Below are 18,601 nucleotides of genomic sequence, written 5' to 3' on the forward strand. Positions count from 1 at the left end.
TGACAAAACGCATCACTCATGCGCATTGTTAATTCAAAGTAATTAAATGAACAATTATTTAATATTGAATCAAATAATTTAATATCAAATAATAATATAAAAACAAAATAATCATAATTAACAAAATTTGAGAAAGCAAAGCTAACATAAAAACATAATATTAAAACATGTTGATTAGATTAACTAATGACAAATATCATTTTTATTAGTTTGAGAGCAAATTGAAGCAACTGTATAATTTAGACACAGTTAAGAAAACGAACCGTGGTTGTACGATGAGTCGTCGTCTTAATTCCAGTGACCTAACCTAAAGAGAATGTGCTATGACTCAGTTTTACCAACATATTGCCAAGTTATACAAACGTGTTTTTGTTGAAATGTATACGGCTCATGAAATGAAATAAGCTTAACTATTTAATTTGATGTTTTGTTAACGCAAAATATTATCTGCTCGTTGAAGTTGTTTTTTTAGCCACCTTGGCAACAGCAGCTTATTAACCCCATCCTTAGTGATGGGGTTTTTATTGGCTAAAATCAGAGAGGCTCATTGTCGAGGATCGCAGTGGGAGTAGCGTTGACTAGGCAAATAATCTGTTTGAAAACATCATGACTTGCGGTAACTGATCCTGCGTTGTATACCCAAACCACTTCAATATGCTCGTTTCAGCGCTCCCGTAGGATAACTGAACCAGGCAGTGATTGAAGAGAATGGTGACGCCTTACCGAGAGCGTCGCTTCGCGACTGATAGATTCTAGGAACTCGCAAGCTCGCCAGAGGGCGGTGCTTCGCTCCTTCTAGGTGCTAGGTGCTAGGTTTTAGGCCCTAGGATCTAGAAGCGTAGCGTCCTAGCAGCCGAAGGTCGCCCTAGAACCTAGCAGCGAAGCGACCCTAGACCGCTCTATCCGTGAGCGCAGCGTTCGCTTGTTATCGTTTCCTAGCAGCCGCAGGCGCTCTATTCCTAGACCCTTGATCCCCACATTTTACCTTTCAGCGCTTTCGAGTGAAAGAGTTCATGAGCTTAATATGATGAGTATAATAATCACTACTGCTTAACCAATTTTCGCTCTAGCATTACGGAACATGCGCATCCACGGGCTGTCTTCACCCCAGTTATCAGGGTGCCATGAGTTGGCAACGGTTCTAAACACGCGTTCAGGGTGCGGCATCATAATCGTCACACGGCCATCAGTAGTACAAATACCGGTTAAGCCATTGGCTGAACCATTAGGGTTTTCTGGGTACTGAGTAGCAATTTGACCATGACCATCAACATAACGTAATGCAATGGTGCCCGATGCTTCAGCATTGGCTAACGCTTGGGCATTAGCAAATTCAACTAAGCCTTCACCATGGGATACCGCGATAGGCATACGAGAACCTACCATGCCATCAAAAAATACCGATGGATTTTGTTGCACTTCAACCAAACTGAATCGTGCTTCAAAACGCTCCGAGCGGTTACGTACAAAACGCGGCCAATGTTCACTGCCTGGAATGATTTCTTTCAAGTTAGATAACATCTGACAACCATTACACACACCAAGGGCAATGCTTGAGTCACGCTCGAAGAAACGACTAAACTCATCACGAGCGCGATCATTGAACAAAATTGATTTTGCCCAACCTTCACCAGCACCTAACACGTCACCATAAGAGAACCCACCACAAGCCACAAGGCCTTGGAACTCTTCAAGGCTAATACGCCCAGATAAGATGTCTGACATATGCACGTCACGCGTCTCAAAACCGGCACGGTCAAAAGCGGCTGCCATTTCAACATGAGAGTTAACACCCTGCTCACGTAAAATAGCCATTTTAGGGGCAGCGCCTTTAAGAATATAAGGTGCTGCAACATCTTCACTTGGATTAAAGCCTAATTTAACCGTTAATCCTGGCGCATCAGCTTGTTGTTTAAGTTCATACTCTTCACGGGCGCATTCTGGGTTATCACGCAGTGCTTGCATACGGTAGGTGGTTTCTGACCACAAGGTACGCAGCGCCGTACGGCTATCAGCAAATATCACTCGCTCACCATCGTGAATGCTAATCTTGTCTGCCGCTTGTAAACCACCAATGTGATGACACGTTACGCCTTTAGCTTCAAATTGCGCGGCAATGGCTTTGGCATCAGTTGCGCTGACTTGAATAACCGCACCAAGTTCTTCGTTAAATAAACGTTCTAAATCAGTACCATTCAAGCTGGCTAAATCAATCACTAAGCCGGTATTACCCGCAAATGCCATTTCCACTAAGGTGGTAAATAAGCCGCCATCACTACGATCGTGATAAGCCATCACAGCTTGCTCAGCCACTAATTGCTGTATCACTTCAAAGAAGCCCGCTAAGTTGGCGGTGTTATCTAATGTGGGTGCAATATCACCTAGCTCACTGTAAACCTGTGCTAAACAAGAACCCCCTAGACGGTTTTGGCCATTGCTTAAGTCGAGCATTAATAATGCACTGTCACCTTTATCACTGCGAAGCTGTGGCGTTACCGTTTTACGAATGTCTTGCACCACACCAAAAGCGGTGATGACTAACGACATAGGTGATGTAACGGATTTGTGAGTACCATTATCTTCCCATGCGGTTTTCATTGACATAGAGTCTTTACCGACAGGAATCGTAATACCGAGTTCGGGACAAAGGTCTTCACCAATCGCTTTAACCGCTTGGTATAAACCTGCATCTTCGCCTGGGTGACCCGCTGGCGACATCCAATTAGCTGAAAGCTTAATGCGCTTGAATGAGCCGATATCAGTACCGGCAATGTTCATAATCGATTCGGCAACGGCCATGCGGGCAGAGGCGTCAAAGTCGAGTAAGGCAAGTGGCGTACGCTCACCCATCGACATCGCTTCGCCGCAGTAACTGTCATAACTTGATGCCGTTACCGCGCAATCGGCAACGGGCACTTGCCATGGGCCAACCATTTGGTCGCGGTTAACTAAGCCTGTCACAGAGCGGTCACCGATGGTGATAAGGAAGGTTTTATCTGCAACGGTTGGCAAGGTTAAAATGCGCTTAACCGCGTCTTTTAGCTCAATCTTAGTTTGATCTAACGCAGGTGATATTGCTTTTGTAGACACTACATCACGGCTCATTTTAGGCGCTTTACCTAATAACACTTCAAGCGGTAAATCAATCGGCTTGTTGTTAAAGTGACTGTCGGCAAGCGTTAAATGCATCTCTGCAGTCGCTTCACCAACTACCGCAAATGGGGCGCGTTCACGGGCACAAATATCAGCAAACTGTTGTAAGTTCTCTGGCGCGACCGATAATACATAACGCTCTTGTGATTCATTACACCAAATTTCAAGCGGGCTCATGCCTGGCTCGTCAGAAGGAACATTACGTAAATTGAATACCCCGCCTCGATCGGCGTCATTAACTAACTCAGGGAACGCATTTGATAATCCACCCGCGCCCACGTCGTGAATAAATTGAATCGGGTTGGTGTCACCTAACTGCCAGCAACGATCAATCACTTCCTGACAACGACGCTCCATTTCTGGATTTTCACGTTGTACAGAAGCAAAATCTAAATCTTCGTTAGACTGACCTGATGCCATAGAAGATGCGGCGCCGCCGCCCAAACCTATGTTCATTGCCGGTCCGCCAAGCACAATTAGCTTAGCGCCAATGGTGATTTCGCCCTTTTGAACATGATCTTCACGGATATTACCTAAGCCACCGGCAATCATAATCGGCTTGTGATAACCGCGCACTTCAACCCCATTGTGGCTAGAGACTAATTGCTCGTAAGTACGGAAATAACCGTTAATAGCAGGACGACCAAATTCATTATTAAATGCCGCGCCACCTAGTGGGCCTTCAAGCATAATTTCAAGTGGGGTGACGATACGATCTGGCTTACCGTAATCCCCTTCCCATGGGTGCACAAAACCAGGGATTTTTAAGTTAGATACCGTAAATCCAGATAAGCCTGCTTTAGGTTTAGAGCCTCGGCCGGTAGCGCCTTCATCGCGGATTTCACCACCTGAACCGGTAGCAGCACCTGGATATGGACTAATGGCAGTAGGATGATTGTGAGTTTCAACTTTCATCAATATATGCATTGGTTCAGTGTGATAGTTGTAAACACCATCGGGATCAGGGAAAAAACGACCCGCAACCGAACCCGTCATCACCGCGGCATTATCTTTGTAGGCTGATAATACATAATCTGGGGTCACTTCAAAGGTGTTCTTAATCATTTTGAACAAGGATTTTGGCTGTACTTCGCCATCGATGGTCCAATCAGCATTAAAAATTTTATGACGACAATGTTCTGAGTTTGCTTGAGCAAACATCATTAACTCGATGTCATTCGGGTTACGCTTTAACCGAACAAAATTTTCAATTAAATAGTCAATTTCATCATCAGCTAGTGCCAGGCCTAAGTTAATGTTTGCCTCTACAAGTGCGCGGCGGCCTTCAGCAAGAATATTGACACTGCTAAATTTTGCCGGTTGTGTATGGGAAAATAACACTTCTGCGGCTTCAAACGCAGGCAGCATGACTTCAACCATGCGGTCATGCAATAAGCCTTGCAGCTGTTTTTGTTGCTCTAGGGTTAACGTTGGTGATTCAACATAATAAGCAATACCACGCTCAAGACGGTTAACTTTGCCTAAACCACAATTATGGGCAATATCGGTTGCTTTAGATGACCAAGGAGAAATAGTACCAGGACGGGGAGTAACAAATAACAGGGTACCTTGTGGAGCATGGGACTCAATTGCCGGCCCGTAGGTAAGAATGGTTTCTAACTGTAGACGCTCATTTTCATCTAGTGGTTCACTCAAATTGGCTAAATGAACATATTCAGCATAAATTTGAGATACTGGAAGCGCTGCAGTTTGGCACGCCCCCATGAGTTTTTGAACTCTAAATGCAGATAGTGCTGGGGCTCCGCGAATGATCTCAATCACGTCTATTCACCTTATAATATAATAGCAGGGTCAGAATTGGCGCTATTATAGGGAATTGCACACTACAAATCACCTTTAAGCACCGGTGAAAACAGTGTTTCCTGATAGGGAAAATATCCCATTCAAGTAATGCTAAAATGAATAACATAAACACTTTACCTTTTAACAAAAAACAACCACCAAATGCTGCTTATTTGCTCAACTATAGGCGTTTAGGAAAACACCTGATAAAGTAAGCAAAAAAGACGCTATCTCCCCTACATATTTAAAGGCTATTCAATCGGTATTACATTTGTTTCTTACGTATTACTCTCGTGACATTAACGAAACAACTTAAGATAACCAATTAATAAATATGATCAAAACCTTACTCATCATTTTACTTTGCGGGATACTATCTGCCTGTCAACCTGTTGATATTCATAAAGTTGATATTGCAGCACCTGCACCTAAGCGTACCGTATTAAAGGTAGGGACACTCTATGGCCCACAGATTTATCTTAATTCAGAACTGGGTGAAAGCGGATTCGATTTTGAAATGGCGCAGCGTTTTGCTGATTATTTAGCCCTCCCCCTAGAGATGATCCCGTACACCAATCGCAAACAATTATTTGCCGCATTAAAAGAAAATAAAATTGATATTATCGCTGCTGGTATTGCTAAAACGCCAAACCGCGGTCAACAATTTAAACTCGGACCTAGCTTATATAAAGTCAATCAAGTATTGGTTTATAAGGAAGGCACCCCGGAGCCTAAGGACATTAGCACTCTGTCGGGTGAAATTACCGTCATGGCTAACTCATCTTCAGTCAATACCTTAACCAAACTACAGAAAGACTATCCGGAGTTGATGTGGAACCAAGTCAACAACAAAGATAATGAAGAGCTGTTTGCATTAATTGCCAACGGTGAACTGATCTACACCATTTCAGATTCAAATAGTTTATTGATCAACCAGCGATTTTTACCCGAATTACGCGCAGGAATGATTTTAGAAGAAAAAGTCGAAGTGGTGTGGCTATTGCCGCCGAAAAACAGCGATCGTTTAATGAGTCAATTACTGGCTTTTTGGCATAAAGAAAGACGTGCTGGGACGCTTGAGCATTTAAACGAAAAATATTTTGGCCATGTAAAACGTTTTGACTATGTCGATACCCGTGCTTTTATCCGCGCAATTGACAATATTCTCCCCGAATACCGCAGTTTTTTCGAACAGTATTCCGGCGAGTTAGATTGGCGTAAATTAGCGGCTGCCAGTTATCAAGAATCACACTGGAACCCTAGAGCTCGTTCTCCTACTGGGGTTAGAGGTATGATGATGCTGACCCAACCTACAGCCGCTTATGTCGGTGTTGATGATCGCTTAGATGCAGAGCAAAGCATACGTGGTGGCGCATTTTATTTAAAAGATATGATAGAGAGATTGCCAGACACTATTCCTGAGGCTCAACGAATTTGGTTCGCAATGGCTTCTTATAATATCGGTTTAGGCCATGTTGAAGATGCGCGGCGATTAACAGAGTCAATGGGAATGGATCCCAGTGCATGGCGTGATGTTAAAAAAGTATTACCTTTGCTACAACAATCTAAATATTACAAGCAGACGCGCTATGGCTATGCTCGCGGCAGTGAAGCGGTTCATTATGTCGACAGTATCCGTCGCTACTATGACACCTTAGTCTGGGTCGATAATCAAACTAAAAAGTTAGAGACTATTGAAGTTACTGAACAAATTAACGTCATTGCTGAAGAAGTCTCAACCGATGTTCATGTATCGGCAGAGTGATAAATGTGCGCAACCGTTTTTCGTCATAATCCTGACGGATAATCGTCACCAATATAGGGTATTATAGGCAGAATATATCGTTAGAAAGCATACTGCTAAAATGTGTTATTTATCAGTACCTCGGTGAAGTTAGCCAATATTAAGGGATCACGGTTATGAGAAGAAGAGCTATAAGCAATACCATGTCACGTCGTCGAGTCATGCTTAAAGTACACAAAAACCGCATTCGAAATCGCATTCGCGCCCATTTTTTACTGACACAAATTGAAGAATAATGCCATATTAGCCCCATAAAAGCATGCCACTCAATCAGTCGACTTTCTCGCTAACTGTTTGAGTGCTTTTTTTTCTGCACGGCGGCGCTTAAAAAATGCACTTAATTGCTGCGCACATTGATCTGCTAGCACGCCAGAAGTAACGTCAAGTTGATGATTAAAGGCTGGATGTGCGAATAAATCGATCACGCTGCCTGCTGCACCCGTTTTTAAATCATCTGCACCATAGACTATCCGCGCAATTCGACTGTGGATCATCGCACCGGCGCACATAGTACAAGGCTCTAACGTGACATATAAAGTGGTGTCGAGCATACGATAGTTCTCTAACACCTTGCCTGCTTGGCGAATACATTCCATCTCGGCATGAGCCGTTGGATCATGATTTACAATACTTAAATTACAGCCACTGGCAATTAACACATCGTCTTTAACCAACACGGCACCAACAGGTACTTCGCCTTCTCGCTCAGCTTGCTCGGCAAGTTGCATCGCTAAACGCATCCACTTTTCATCAATGGCTTGCTGAACCTCATTCACTGGATCATTATCAACATCAGGGGGTGGGCAAGTATCGTTTGAAACGTGTGCCTCTGGGGTATCTGTCACTCTATTAACCTAGGTAATTGTCATGTTAAGTATTCTAGCAAATAAAAAAGACGCCGCAGCGTCTTTTTTTACGTCAAACTAAGTGTAACCCTACTGGGCTATTCCCATTCAATCGTGGCAGGTGGCTTACCTGAAATATCATAAACAACGCGTGAAATACCGTCGACTTCATTGATAATTCGGTTTGAAACATGACCTAAGAAATCATAGGGTAAATGTGCCCAATGCGCGGTCATAAAGTCGATGGTTTCGACGGCGCGAAGCGATACCACCCAATCATATTTACGGCAATCACCCATTACGCCAACAGAACGAACCGGTAAAAATACGGTAAAAGCTTGGCTGACTTTGTTATATAAATCCGCTTTATGCAATTCTTCAATGAAGATGGCATCTGCACTGCGCAATAAATCACAATACTCTTTTTTCACTTCACCCAATACGCGCACGCCTAAACCAGGCCCAGGGAATGGATGGCGATAAAGCATATTATAAGGCAGGCCTAATTCTAAACCAATTTTACGCACTTCATCTTTAAATAATTCACGTAATGGTTCAACTAAGCCCATCTTCATATCATCTGGTAATCCGCCCACATTGTGGTGCGACTTAATCACATGCGCTTTACCGGTTGCACTGCCCGCTGATTCAATCACATCAGGGTAAATAGTGCCTTGAGCTAACCATTTAGCATTAGCGCATTTCTTTGATTCTTCGTCGAAGATTTCAACAAACACCCGACCAATAATTTTACGCTTAGCCTCAGGATCTGCTTCACCGGCCATCGCATCTAAGAAACGATTTTCAGCATCTATATGAACGATATTAAGTCCAAAGTGATCGCCAAACATGTCTAATACTTGGTCAGCTTCATTTAACCGTAATAAGCCGTTATCAACAAACACACACGTTAGCTTGTCGCCAATAGCACGATGTAATAGCATCGCCACTACTGATGAATCAACGCCGCCAGACAGACCAAGAATAACTTCATCATCACCAATTTGCTTTTTTAAACGCTCAATAGCATCTTCAATAATTGATGAGGGTTTCCAATTGGCTTTACAACCACAAATGTCTAAAGCGAAATGCTCTAGCATGCGTTGGCCTTGGCGAGTATGAGTGACTTCAGGGTGGAACTGCACACCGTAAAAACCTTTCTCTTCATTGGCCATAGCAGCAAAAGGACACGTTGCCGTGGTCGCAACTGCGACAAACCCTTCCGGGATCACCGACACTTTGTCACCATGACTCATCCACACATCAAGTAATGGCTTGCCTTCAGCACTGACGGCATCTTCAATGCTTTTGAATAAAGTTGATGTGGTTTGCAGCTCAATTTGGGCATAGCCAAACTCGCCTTCACCAATACCTTTAATCACTTTACCGCCAAGCTGTTCTGACATAGTTTGCATGCCGTAACAAATACCTAATACCGGTACACCTGCAGTAAATACATATTCAGGGGCGCGAGGTGAATTATCTGCAATGACGCTTTCAGGACCACCCGCTAAAATAATACCATTTGGGGCAAACTCACGAATTTGCGCTTCGCTCACATCCCAGGCCCATAACTCACAATACACACCAATTTCACGGATACGACGCGCAATAAGCTGAGTGTACTGAGAACCAAAATCGAGGATTAGAATCTTATGATCGTGAATATTACTCATGGGTAACCTTTACATATTGATTAAGTGTAATACCCCACATCAAATCGATGTGGGCAAATTAACGTTAATAACAGGAGGGCGACAGTTGTTACCCTCACAGAAATTATGAACCAGAACGATAGTTTGGTGCTTCTTTGGTAATGGTTACGTCATGCACATGCGACTCACCCATTCCTGCAGACGTCACTTTCACAAACTGTGCTTTTTCATTTAACTCTTTAATGGTGGCGCAACCCGTTAAGCCCATGCATGAGCGTAAGCCGCCCATGTGCTGATGGATAATTTCTTTCAACTTACCTTTGTACGGTACGCGACCTTCAATACCTTCAGGGACTAATTTGTCAGCAGCGTTATCGCTTTGGAAGTAACGGTCAGATGAACCTTGAGTCTGGCCCATTGCACCAAGTGATCCCATGCCACGGTAAGACTTGTAAGCACGGCCTTGGTAAAGTTCAGTTTCACCCGGCGCCTCATCAGTACCGGCAAACATCGAACCGGCCATGATGCATGATGCACCCGCGGCTAATGCTTTAGCTAAGTCACCAGAGAAACGAATGCCGCCATCTGCGATCACTGGAATACCTAATGCCAGTACTGCTTCTGCAGCATCTGATACGGCGGTAATTTGCGGTACGCCGACACCCGTCACAATACGAGTAGTACAAATTGAGCCAGGGCCGATACCCACTTTAACCGCGTTAACACCCGCTTCAACTAACGCTAGTGCGCCTGAAGCTGTTGCTACGTTGCCGCCCACAATTTGTAAATCAGGGTATTTGGCTCGAGTGTCGCGAATACGTTGTAATACGCCTTCTGAGTGACCATGTGATGAGTCTATCAATAACACATCAACACCGGCTTTAACGAGGGCATCGACACGCTCTTCATTACCAGGGCCTGCACCAACCGCAGCACCGACACGTAAACGACCTAATTCGTCTTTACATGCGTTTGGCTTGCGCTCAGCTTTTTCAAAATCTTTAACGGTGACTAAGCCTTTGAGTTTAAAGTTGTTGTCTACCACTAAGACTTTTTCAATGCGATGAGAATGCATTAATTTTTGCACTTCATCTAACTTAGTGCCTTCAGTCACAGTAACCAAACGATCTTTGGGGGTCATCATGTCAGCGACGGTTTTGCTCCAATCGGTGACAAAACGTACATCACGGCCAGTAATAATACCCACAAGTTCGTGCGCTTCATTGACCACTGGGTAACCGGCAAAACCATTACGTTCAGTTAATAAACGTAAATTAGTTAAGCTGGTTGTAGGCGTGACGGTGACGGGATCTTGAACAATACCGGCTTCATAACTTTTAACTTTACGAACTTCTTCGGCTTGTTGCTCAATACTCATGTTTTTATGAATAAACCCTAAACCACCTTCTTGCGCCATCGCGATAGCAAGGCGAGATTCAGTCACAGTGTCCATAGCAGCAGACACAAGTGGAATATTTAATTCGATTTTAGTCGTTAAACGAGTTTTAAGAACCGCGGTATTTGGGAGTACGGTCGAGTGGGCAGGCACTAACAAAACATCATCAAAAGTGAGTGCATCTTTCAGTAAACGTAGCATGGCAACATCCGCCTAGTTAAGTAGGATTTGAGGTAAATATTGCGGCGAGATTATACCTTGCATATTGCAGTTGGTAAATGGAAAATAGATTTTTATTAACGTTAGAATGAGAATATTCATGAGTGCCACAAAAAACAATGTTTATAGCGTGTCGCAATTGAATAGCGAAGTTAAGCATATTCTTGAAGGTCAAGTCGGTAAAATATGGTTAAACGGTGAAATATCAAACTTTTCGTCACCCAGCTCTGGCCATTGGTACCTCACCTTAAAAGACGCTCATTCACAAATTCGCTGTGCGATGTTTAAAGGCCGTAATCAATCGGTACGCTTTAAACCTATTAATGGCCAGCAAATATTGGTTAAAGGTGCTATCAGTGTTTACGAGCCCCGTGGCGACTATCAATTACTGCTTGAGTCCATGCAGCCAGCAGGTGATGGATTACTGGCACAAGAATTTGAAGCATTAAAGCTAAAATTAGCCGCTGAAGGCTTATTTGCATTAGAAACTAAACGCCCTATCCCAGACAATATTCAACGTATTGGTGTTATTACGTCGGCAACGGGGGCTGCACTGCGGGATATTTTACATGTATTAGCACGTCGAGATCCCTCTATCGAAGTGATTGTTTACCCCACTCAGGTACAGGGCGCAGCAGCTTATCAATTAATTTGCCAAGCTATTGTCACCGCTAATCAACGCATGGAAGTCGATGTGTTGTTACTGGCTCGTGGAGGAGGGTCATTAGAAGATTTATGGTGTTTTAATCACCAAGATCTTGCCCATGCAATATACAACAGTGCACTGCCGGTCATCAGCGCTGTAGGACACGAAATTGATACCACTATCAGCGATTATGTTGCCGATGTTCGCGCACCGACCCCCTCTGCTGGCGCTGAGCTATTATCAAAAGATAAAGGCAATAAGGCTGAAAAGTTGGCGCTATTATTATCGCGTTTACAACAGGGCATGAAACATTACCAATTGCAGCAGTATGGGCGATTAACTCAGCTATCACATCAACTGCAACGCCATGAACCTCAACGCAAACTGCAGCAATTTGAACAACGTTTTGATGAAATGCAAATGCGCCTAGAAAACGCCTTACAGCATAAACTCAGTCGCTTAACCTTACGCCACCAGCAATTACATAATCGCTTACAGCAGCGCTCGCCCATTAATACCCTAAAGATGGAAACTAATCGATTGTCATACCTCAATACACGCTTAATGGATGCGATACAGCACAAATTGACCCAATCAGAGCAAAAGCTGTCTAATACCGCACATCAGCTTGATACCGTGAGTCCGTTAGCGACATTAAGTCGTGGCTATTCGATTACCAAAGACAATAATGGCAAAGTATTATTTGATGGCGCTAGTGTAAAATCTGGTGATGAAATTCAGACCCAACTTGCCCGAGGTCACATCGCCTCGGTAGTTAAATAACCTCAACTCGGGATAAGTGACGGTTATCAAAGAGTGAGGTGGTTACTTACGCTACGTCAATTGCCAACGCTAGCCAAAACATAGCACCACGGCTCAGCCTAACGTCAGCCATAATCATAAAAAAGGGCACTAAGTGATTATCTCACTTAGTGCCCTTTTTGTATTCAGTGATACAAACCAAATACTTATTATTCATCGACTGACTACTGACTAATGGTTATTTACCCATTGGCGTGAGTACAATTTCAACGCGACGATTTTGCGAGCGACCTTGCTCGGAAGCATTACTCGCAATCGGGCTTGATTCGCCCATGCCAGTAGATGACACTCGTGAGCCACTGACTTTTTGGCTGGTAAGATACTGCGCAACTTCGCTTGCTCGTACTTGTGATAAACGTAAGTTGTAAGAATCAGAACCCGAACTGTCGGTATAACCAATCACATTTAAGCGGGTGTCATCGTATTCTTTTGCCACTAATACCACACTGTTTAATACTGATTTAGCCCGTCCACTTAATACCGTTTGATCAACTCCAAAGGTCACTTCATTTGGCATATTCAGTACAATCGTGTCACCGTTGCGGGTCACACTGACGCCAGTGGATTTTAACTGTTTACGCAACTCAGCTTCTTGCACATCCATGTAATATCCAACACCACCACCAACAGCAGCACCAGATGCTGCACCAATCAAAGCACCTTTACCGCGGTCGCTTTTGCTTGATGACAGAACACCAATGGCAGCGCCTGAAAGGGCGCCAATCATGGCACCATTAGTAGCTTTAGAATTTTCTGATTCACCTGTATAGGGATTAGGTAATTGGCAACCTGACAACAACAGCACCGAACCAATTAATGAACTGCATAACAATGATGCATTTAACTTTACTAACATACACACTCCTAAATACTTATCCCTGATGAATAAGCAAAAACTGCCAAAATCAAAAAATGATGAAATTAAAAAAGATGACGTAATAATATAGTTATTATAACTTACATAAGCCTAAACATGACGTTATTTTTTATTAATCAAACGTTGACGCAACCTCGCAAATCCCGCGAGCAAGCCTACACTTAACCAAGATAACGCCCCACCTGAATGTTCAGTTTCGATATACACCTCTTCGACATAAACCAGATCACGATCGCTGCTTTCAAGTGGCAGAGCGTATAGTGCATTGGATTCATCACTGCTGATTGTTGCAACAGGATCGGCATAACCTAATTCATATAAATCGATCAATACATCGTAATGATCAGTTTTATAACCATTGGCCAATGTCGTAAGCACTTCGTAATCATCATTGCTAGCGTCTGCATTTAAGGTGAAGACATCAGTCGAGTAATAATGGATCCACGGTCCACCATCTTGGCTTAAATATAATTCGGCAAATACATCGGCCTGAATGTCACCCGAGCTGCTATTAATGTCTGCATCAAAAGTCACACTAAATGTTTGATAAAAGCCATCGTAATCGTAGTCATCATATAAGCGAGAATCGGCACCATAGAATGAAAAATCGTAGTAAACAACTTGGTTTTGCAGAGCTAATGCCCGCTGTTGTTGGTTTGCTGCAGTGGCAGCGACTTTTTGATTTTTGGCCATCACCTGTTCACGGGTGACTTTTTTAGTCACATTATCGGCGCTGCTTAGCAACTTAGCTTGCTCATGCAACGCATCCACCCTAGCCAATTTATCGGCTTCAGATTCTGGTGTTTGGAGATTAATGACTCTTGCCTGACTGTATGTACCCAAACCTTGTTCAGATAACCGCTCAGCGCCATGCACTGCTGGCGAACTTAACCAAAGCGCACTGGCAACACACAAACTTAGCCCCCATTTCACTTGGGTATTCAGTGTCGATACGTTAGCTGTTTTCGCAGTATTATGTTTCATGTTCATTCCTCACAGTCTTGATATTAAGGCCATTAAAACCTACTCAAAATGAACATAAGCTGAACATAAGCTGATCATAACAACGAGGCTGACTACCTTGAAAAACACCGACCGATTAACGCCCCTACCATAAACCGATACAGCTAAGGCTCGGCATAACCTAAAAACCATTCAGTTAATGTTCATCTGCTGGAACGTATACTGCACTGGCAAATTATCCAAAAATTTAACTTTATCTATACTTGTAGAGGCTTTTCTCAATTAGGTTACGTTAAGTAGATGTTTCTATATCGAAAGGGATCTTTTACACTGGCAACAACGAGGTTATTAGGGATCACAATATGCAGCGTATGCTCAACGTAAATGCCATCATGTTAAGCCTGATGTTAGCGATACTGTCACTGACGTGTTCAGTCTCGTCTTACGCTTCTGTTTTATCTTATTCCACAGGCGTTAACCTCTCCCCCGGCTTCAACAATAGTCGTCAGAACAATAATCAAAATAATAATCTGGTGGTCACTAGCGCCCAAAAAGCGGTACAGATAGCTCAACGTCGCTATTCGGGTAAAGTGTTAAAAGTACAGTCAGCTAACGTCAATGGACACCCAGGTTATCGGATTAAATTACTCACCAATGATGGGGTGATTTTTTATGTGTCAGTGGATGCTACTAATGGCGCGGTCACAAGGAACTAACCCATGAGATTATTACTCGTCGAAGACGATGTAGCCTTGCAAGATAACATCAAACGCCATCTTATCGAGGCGCAATATACCGTTGATGTCGCCAGTGATGGTGAGGAAGGTTTATTTCAGGCTCAAGAATATCAATATGATGTGGCGATTATCGACGTAGGCTTACCCAAGCTCGATGGCTTATCATTAATCAGCCTGTTACGTCAGCAAAACATCAGCTACCCGATTATCATTTTAACCGCTCGAGACAGTTGGCAAGATAAAGTGGTTGGTTTAGATGCCGGCGCAGATGATTACTTAAGTAAACCCTTTCAGCTAGAAGAACTTGTCGCCCGTGTTAATGCCTTAATTAGACGTTCGGCAGGTAAAGCCAGCCCAGTAATCCACAACGGGCCATTTAGTATTAATACCCGCAGTTTTGAAATTAAAAAGCACTTGCAAGTGATTAATTTAAGTGGCTCAGAATATAAGTTGTTTGAATATCTGATGTTACATCCGGGATCTGTTCATTCAAAAAGCAGTTTAATCGAACATATTTATGACCAAGATTTTGATTTAGACTCCAACGTAATTGAAGTATTCATTCGTCGGTTACGTAAAAAACTCGACCCAGACAATCAATACCAATTGATTGAAACCCTGCGTGGTCAAGGCTATCGTCTGCGCCAATTAGACCAAGATGCATAACCTACTGAGTTCGCTTAAAGTTCGCATTGTTGTCAGTGCCTTATTGCTGATTTTGGTGTTGCTGCCCATTATTGGCATTACCCTTAACAATGCCTTTGAAACCCAGGTAAATGTTGCCGCCAAAAACCAGTTAAAGGCGTATGTTTACTCTGTTTTAGCCATGGCAGAAGTGGAAGATAATGAGTTACAAATGCCGTCACATTTACTTGAAAATCAGTTCAATGTGATTGGTTCTGGCCTTTATGCGTTGATCACCACCAAAGACAATCAATTACTGTGGACTTCCAATTCATTTCTCGGTCTCAACACACCCATGAACTTGCCTAAACCCGCGACGGGCAGAAGCACGTTCGACTCGATAATGATTAATGATAAACCTCTGTTGATATATAGTTTTAGCGTCAGTTTTGCCACTAGCGAACAGCCCTTTACCATGACGCTGCACATTATAAAAAACAAACAAGAATACCTGCAACAAATCCAAAAGTTCTCCAATACCTTGTGGACTTGGTTGCTGATCTTAACCGCCTTATTGGTCATAGTGCAGCTAAGTTGGTTATTGTGGACTCTACAGCCTTTAGGTCAGTTTAGCCAAGAACTCACTGCAGTAGAACAAGGCACGTCGATGCAGCTGAGCACAAACTACCCTGTGGAACTGCAAAAAGTAGCCAAACAATTAAACACCTTATTACAAACCGAACAAAATCAACGTAAACGCTACCGTAATGCCTTAGCGGATTTAGCCCACAGTTTAAAAACACCTTTAGCGGTCATTCAAACCCAAGCCGATTTAAGCGAAGCATCGACCGAACAAATTAATCGCATCAACCAGATTATTGCCTATCAACTCAGGCGGGCACAAAGTGCCGCTGGTAGCGGTTGGCATTTAGGGATAAGTGTTGACAGCATTGCCGTCAGGTTAGTCAGAACGTTAACTAAGATTTACCAACATCGAAATCTTACCATCGAGTATCATCCAAACAAACAAGCCCGTTTTAAAGGCGATGAAGCAGACTTAACCGAAATGCTTGGCAATGTGCTCGACAATGCCTGTAAAGCCGCTAAAACAAGGGTAACACTCACCCTTAAACAGCAAGACAATCAGCTGTGGATGACAATTGAAGATGATGGTGAGGGTATTCCTGAAGAAAAACAGCAACATATTTTTGAGCGTGGGATCCGTGCAGACACTTATGCTCAAGGTCACGGGATCGGACTGGCCATCGTCAGAGATCTTGTCGACAGTTACCATGGCAACTTAACCGTCGGTCAATCAGCGTCATTACAGGGGGCCAAGTTCGAGTTTACCTTTGAACAGTAAAAATCTGCTTTAGGCAGCGCGGTAAATTAACTACCCACTCTGTGAATTTCAATTATCCGCTTTCAGCTTATGTTCATCTTCAAGCCGTTATTATCGAGTTAACAGTCATCAATGACACTGGAGATAACATGAAAAAAGCCATTCACGCACCCGCTCAGGCGCTACTTGCCTTAGTGTTGGTCTTTATGCCATTAACGAGTGTGCAAGCGGCGCAGCCAACCAATACATACACTTACCCCGCCGAAGAGGGTGTGGTCAGTGATGCAGAGTTGGCTCAAATGCTCGCGCCCATTGCGCTATATCCAGACAGCTTATTAACCCACATCTTAATTGCGTCAACCTATCCGTTAGAAATAGTGCAAGCTAAGCGTTGGTCATCAAACCAAGGTAATCGCGACACTAACCAAATCATGACCGACGTAGAGTCGCAAGACTGGGACCCAAGCGTAAAAGCCTTGGTGGCATTTCCAAATGTATTACAGCGTTTAAATGATGATTTAGCTTGGACACAAAACATAGGCGATGCCTTTTTACAAGATGAAGGTCGCATGTTAGACACCATTCAATCCTTAAGACAGCAAGCTGATGAAGCCAATAACTTGGCCGACCTTGAGCAAGTGAAAGTCTCGCGGGTTGAGCGCCGGATCATTATTGAATCGGCTCGCCCAGAAATTGTGTATGTGCCTTATTACGATAGCCGTATTGTTTACGGCAACTGGCGCTGGAACCGTTACCCACCCGTTTATTGGCATGCGCCTGCATATGTGAATTATCGCCCTAACCACAGTGCCATTTTTTGGGACAGCGGAGTGCACATTAATTTTAACTTCTTTTTTAGTAGTTTTCATTGGCATGACCGCCGCGTGATTGCGGTACCAGTACGTCCACATTATCGTTACTATACGCCACGTAAAATAACCTACAGCCATGGTGCACAGCATTGGCAACATAAGCCTAAGCATCGCAAAGGCGTCGCCTATCGCAGCAAAGTGATCAGCAAACGTTACAATGGCCATTATGAAAAACGTAACCAGAAAGTAAGTTATTCTCAAGAGCCTAAACGCCAGCGAGCCAATGAGTCTCGTCATTACTCAACTAAGGTTAACGATAAGCGTAAACCGGTAAACCATAGCAGCAAACAGGACAAGCGCGGCCATAACTCAGCGGTAAGAGGCGTTAACCGTAATGAGCCACTTGAACACAGAAGTACTCAGCTAAAGCGCGAATTAAGTCAGCAGCGCCATCCGACGGCACAGGGTAAATCGTTTGATCGCAAAGGAGAGCCAACAAAATCCCACTACAGCCGTCAACGCGACGTGACTCAAACAGGCCGTAAATATAATGCGAAACCCGTGGCTAATGTGACAAATAAACCACGCACTCAAGCATTACAACAAGCTCAACGTAATACCCAAGTTGAAAAAGCGCGTCAGCCACAAGTTAACGCCATGCGCCATCAGCAAAAGCAAGCTAAACAAACACGCAGAAGCGAACCGCAAAACCAGCAAGTTCGCTCAACAACGAGATCGGCGCCTCAACACGCTTCACGCTCGAAGAGTCAGCAACGAGATAATTCATCATCACGCCATGCAAGCCAATCAAGAGACAGTAAACACTCAAGAGAAAGACAGTAAGTCAATAACACACTCGCGAAAAAACAGCATGAGTAGTATCCCCCTCTCATGTTGTTTTTT

At 43.6% G+C, this 18,601-nt stretch carries 12 protein-coding genes; 6 read left to right on the forward strand and 6 right to left on the reverse strand.

Annotation, left to right across the window (positions count from 1 at the left end; genetic code table 11):
- Positions 1-1,050: 1,050 nt before the first annotated feature.
- Positions 1,051-4,932, reverse strand: a complete 3,882-nt coding sequence (gene purL, locus CXF80_RS07985; RefSeq protein ID WP_101034715.1) for a phosphoribosylformylglycinamidine synthase — start codon at positions 4,930-4,932, stop codon at positions 1,051-1,053.
- Between the two features lie 358 nt (positions 4,933-5,290).
- Here purL and mltF point away from each other — a divergent pair, with 358 nt between their 5' ends.
- Positions 5,291-6,721 (forward strand): membrane-bound lytic murein transglycosylase MltF, encoded by a 1,431-nt coding sequence (gene mltF, locus CXF80_RS07990; RefSeq protein ID WP_101032379.1) that lies wholly within the window; start codon positions 5,291-5,293, stop codon positions 6,719-6,721.
- A gap of 305 nt (positions 6,722-7,026) precedes the next feature.
- Here the strand turns inward: mltF and tadA are convergent, their stop codons facing one another.
- The 3 genes from tadA to guaB form a co-directional block, all read right to left on the reverse strand.
- Positions 7,027-7,536 (reverse strand): tRNA adenosine(34) deaminase TadA, encoded by a 510-nt coding sequence (gene tadA / locus CXF80_RS07995; RefSeq protein WP_443019085.1) that lies wholly within the window; start codon positions 7,534-7,536, stop codon positions 7,027-7,029.
- Between the two features lie 167 nt (positions 7,537-7,703).
- On the reverse strand, positions 7,704-9,281 hold the full coding sequence (gene guaA / locus CXF80_RS08000; RefSeq protein ID WP_101032381.1) for a glutamine-hydrolyzing GMP synthase: 1,578 nt from the start codon (positions 9,279-9,281) through the stop codon (positions 7,704-7,706).
- A gap of 103 nt (positions 9,282-9,384) precedes the next feature.
- Positions 9,385-10,857, reverse strand: a complete 1,473-nt coding sequence (gene guaB, locus CXF80_RS08005) for an IMP dehydrogenase (protein ID WP_101032382.1) — start codon at positions 10,855-10,857, stop codon at positions 9,385-9,387.
- A 118-nt stretch (positions 10,858-10,975) separates the two neighbouring features.
- Between guaB and xseA the strand changes: the two genes are divergently transcribed.
- Positions 10,976-12,304 carry an exodeoxyribonuclease VII large subunit gene (xseA, locus tag CXF80_RS08010; protein ID WP_101032383.1) on the forward strand — a complete coding sequence of 443 codons (1,329 nt, stop codon included), beginning with the start codon at positions 10,976-10,978 and terminating at the stop codon, positions 12,302-12,304.
- 217 nt (positions 12,305-12,521) lie between these two features.
- Here the strand turns inward: xseA and CXF80_RS08015 are convergent, their stop codons facing one another.
- Both CXF80_RS08015 and CXF80_RS08020 read right to left on the reverse strand, forming a co-directional pair.
- Positions 12,522-13,199 (reverse strand): OmpA family protein, encoded by a 678-nt coding sequence (locus tag CXF80_RS08015; RefSeq protein ID WP_101032384.1) that lies wholly within the window; start codon positions 13,197-13,199, stop codon positions 12,522-12,524.
- A 123-nt stretch (positions 13,200-13,322) separates the two neighbouring features.
- Positions 13,323-14,204 carry a choice-of-anchor H family protein gene (locus CXF80_RS08020; RefSeq protein ID WP_101032385.1) on the reverse strand — a complete coding sequence of 294 codons (882 nt, stop codon included), beginning with the start codon at positions 14,202-14,204 and terminating at the stop codon, positions 13,323-13,325.
- 341 nt (positions 14,205-14,545) lie between these two features.
- Here CXF80_RS08020 and CXF80_RS08025 point away from each other — a divergent pair, with 341 nt between their 5' ends.
- From CXF80_RS08025 to CXF80_RS08040, 4 genes are all read left to right on the forward strand, one after another.
- The gene (locus CXF80_RS08025) at positions 14,546-14,899 is read left to right on the forward strand and encodes a PepSY domain-containing protein (protein WP_232772061.1); all 354 of its coding nucleotides are present in this window, start codon (positions 14,546-14,548) and stop codon (positions 14,897-14,899) included.
- 3 nt (positions 14,900-14,902) lie between these two features.
- Positions 14,903-15,586 (forward strand): response regulator transcription factor, encoded by a 684-nt coding sequence (locus CXF80_RS08030; protein ID WP_101032386.1) that lies wholly within the window; start codon positions 14,903-14,905, stop codon positions 15,584-15,586.
- Positions 15,579-16,907: an ATP-binding protein gene (locus CXF80_RS08035; RefSeq protein ID WP_101032387.1), complete on the forward strand. Its 1,329-nt coding sequence runs from the start codon at positions 15,579-15,581 to the stop codon at positions 16,905-16,907. The genes CXF80_RS08030 and CXF80_RS08035 overlap by 8 nt, the downstream gene beginning before the upstream one ends.
- A gap of 128 nt (positions 16,908-17,035) precedes the next feature.
- Positions 17,036-18,541, forward strand: coding sequence for a DUF3300 domain-containing protein (locus CXF80_RS08040; protein ID WP_232772062.1), 1,506 nt, complete (start codon positions 17,036-17,038; stop codon positions 18,539-18,541).
- The last annotated feature ends 60 nt before the right edge of the window (positions 18,542-18,601 follow it).

Source organism: Shewanella sp. Actino-trap-3, assembly GCF_002836275.1.
In the GTDB taxonomy this organism is placed as follows: Bacteria; Pseudomonadota; Gammaproteobacteria; order Enterobacterales; family Shewanellaceae; genus Shewanella; species Shewanella psychromarinicola.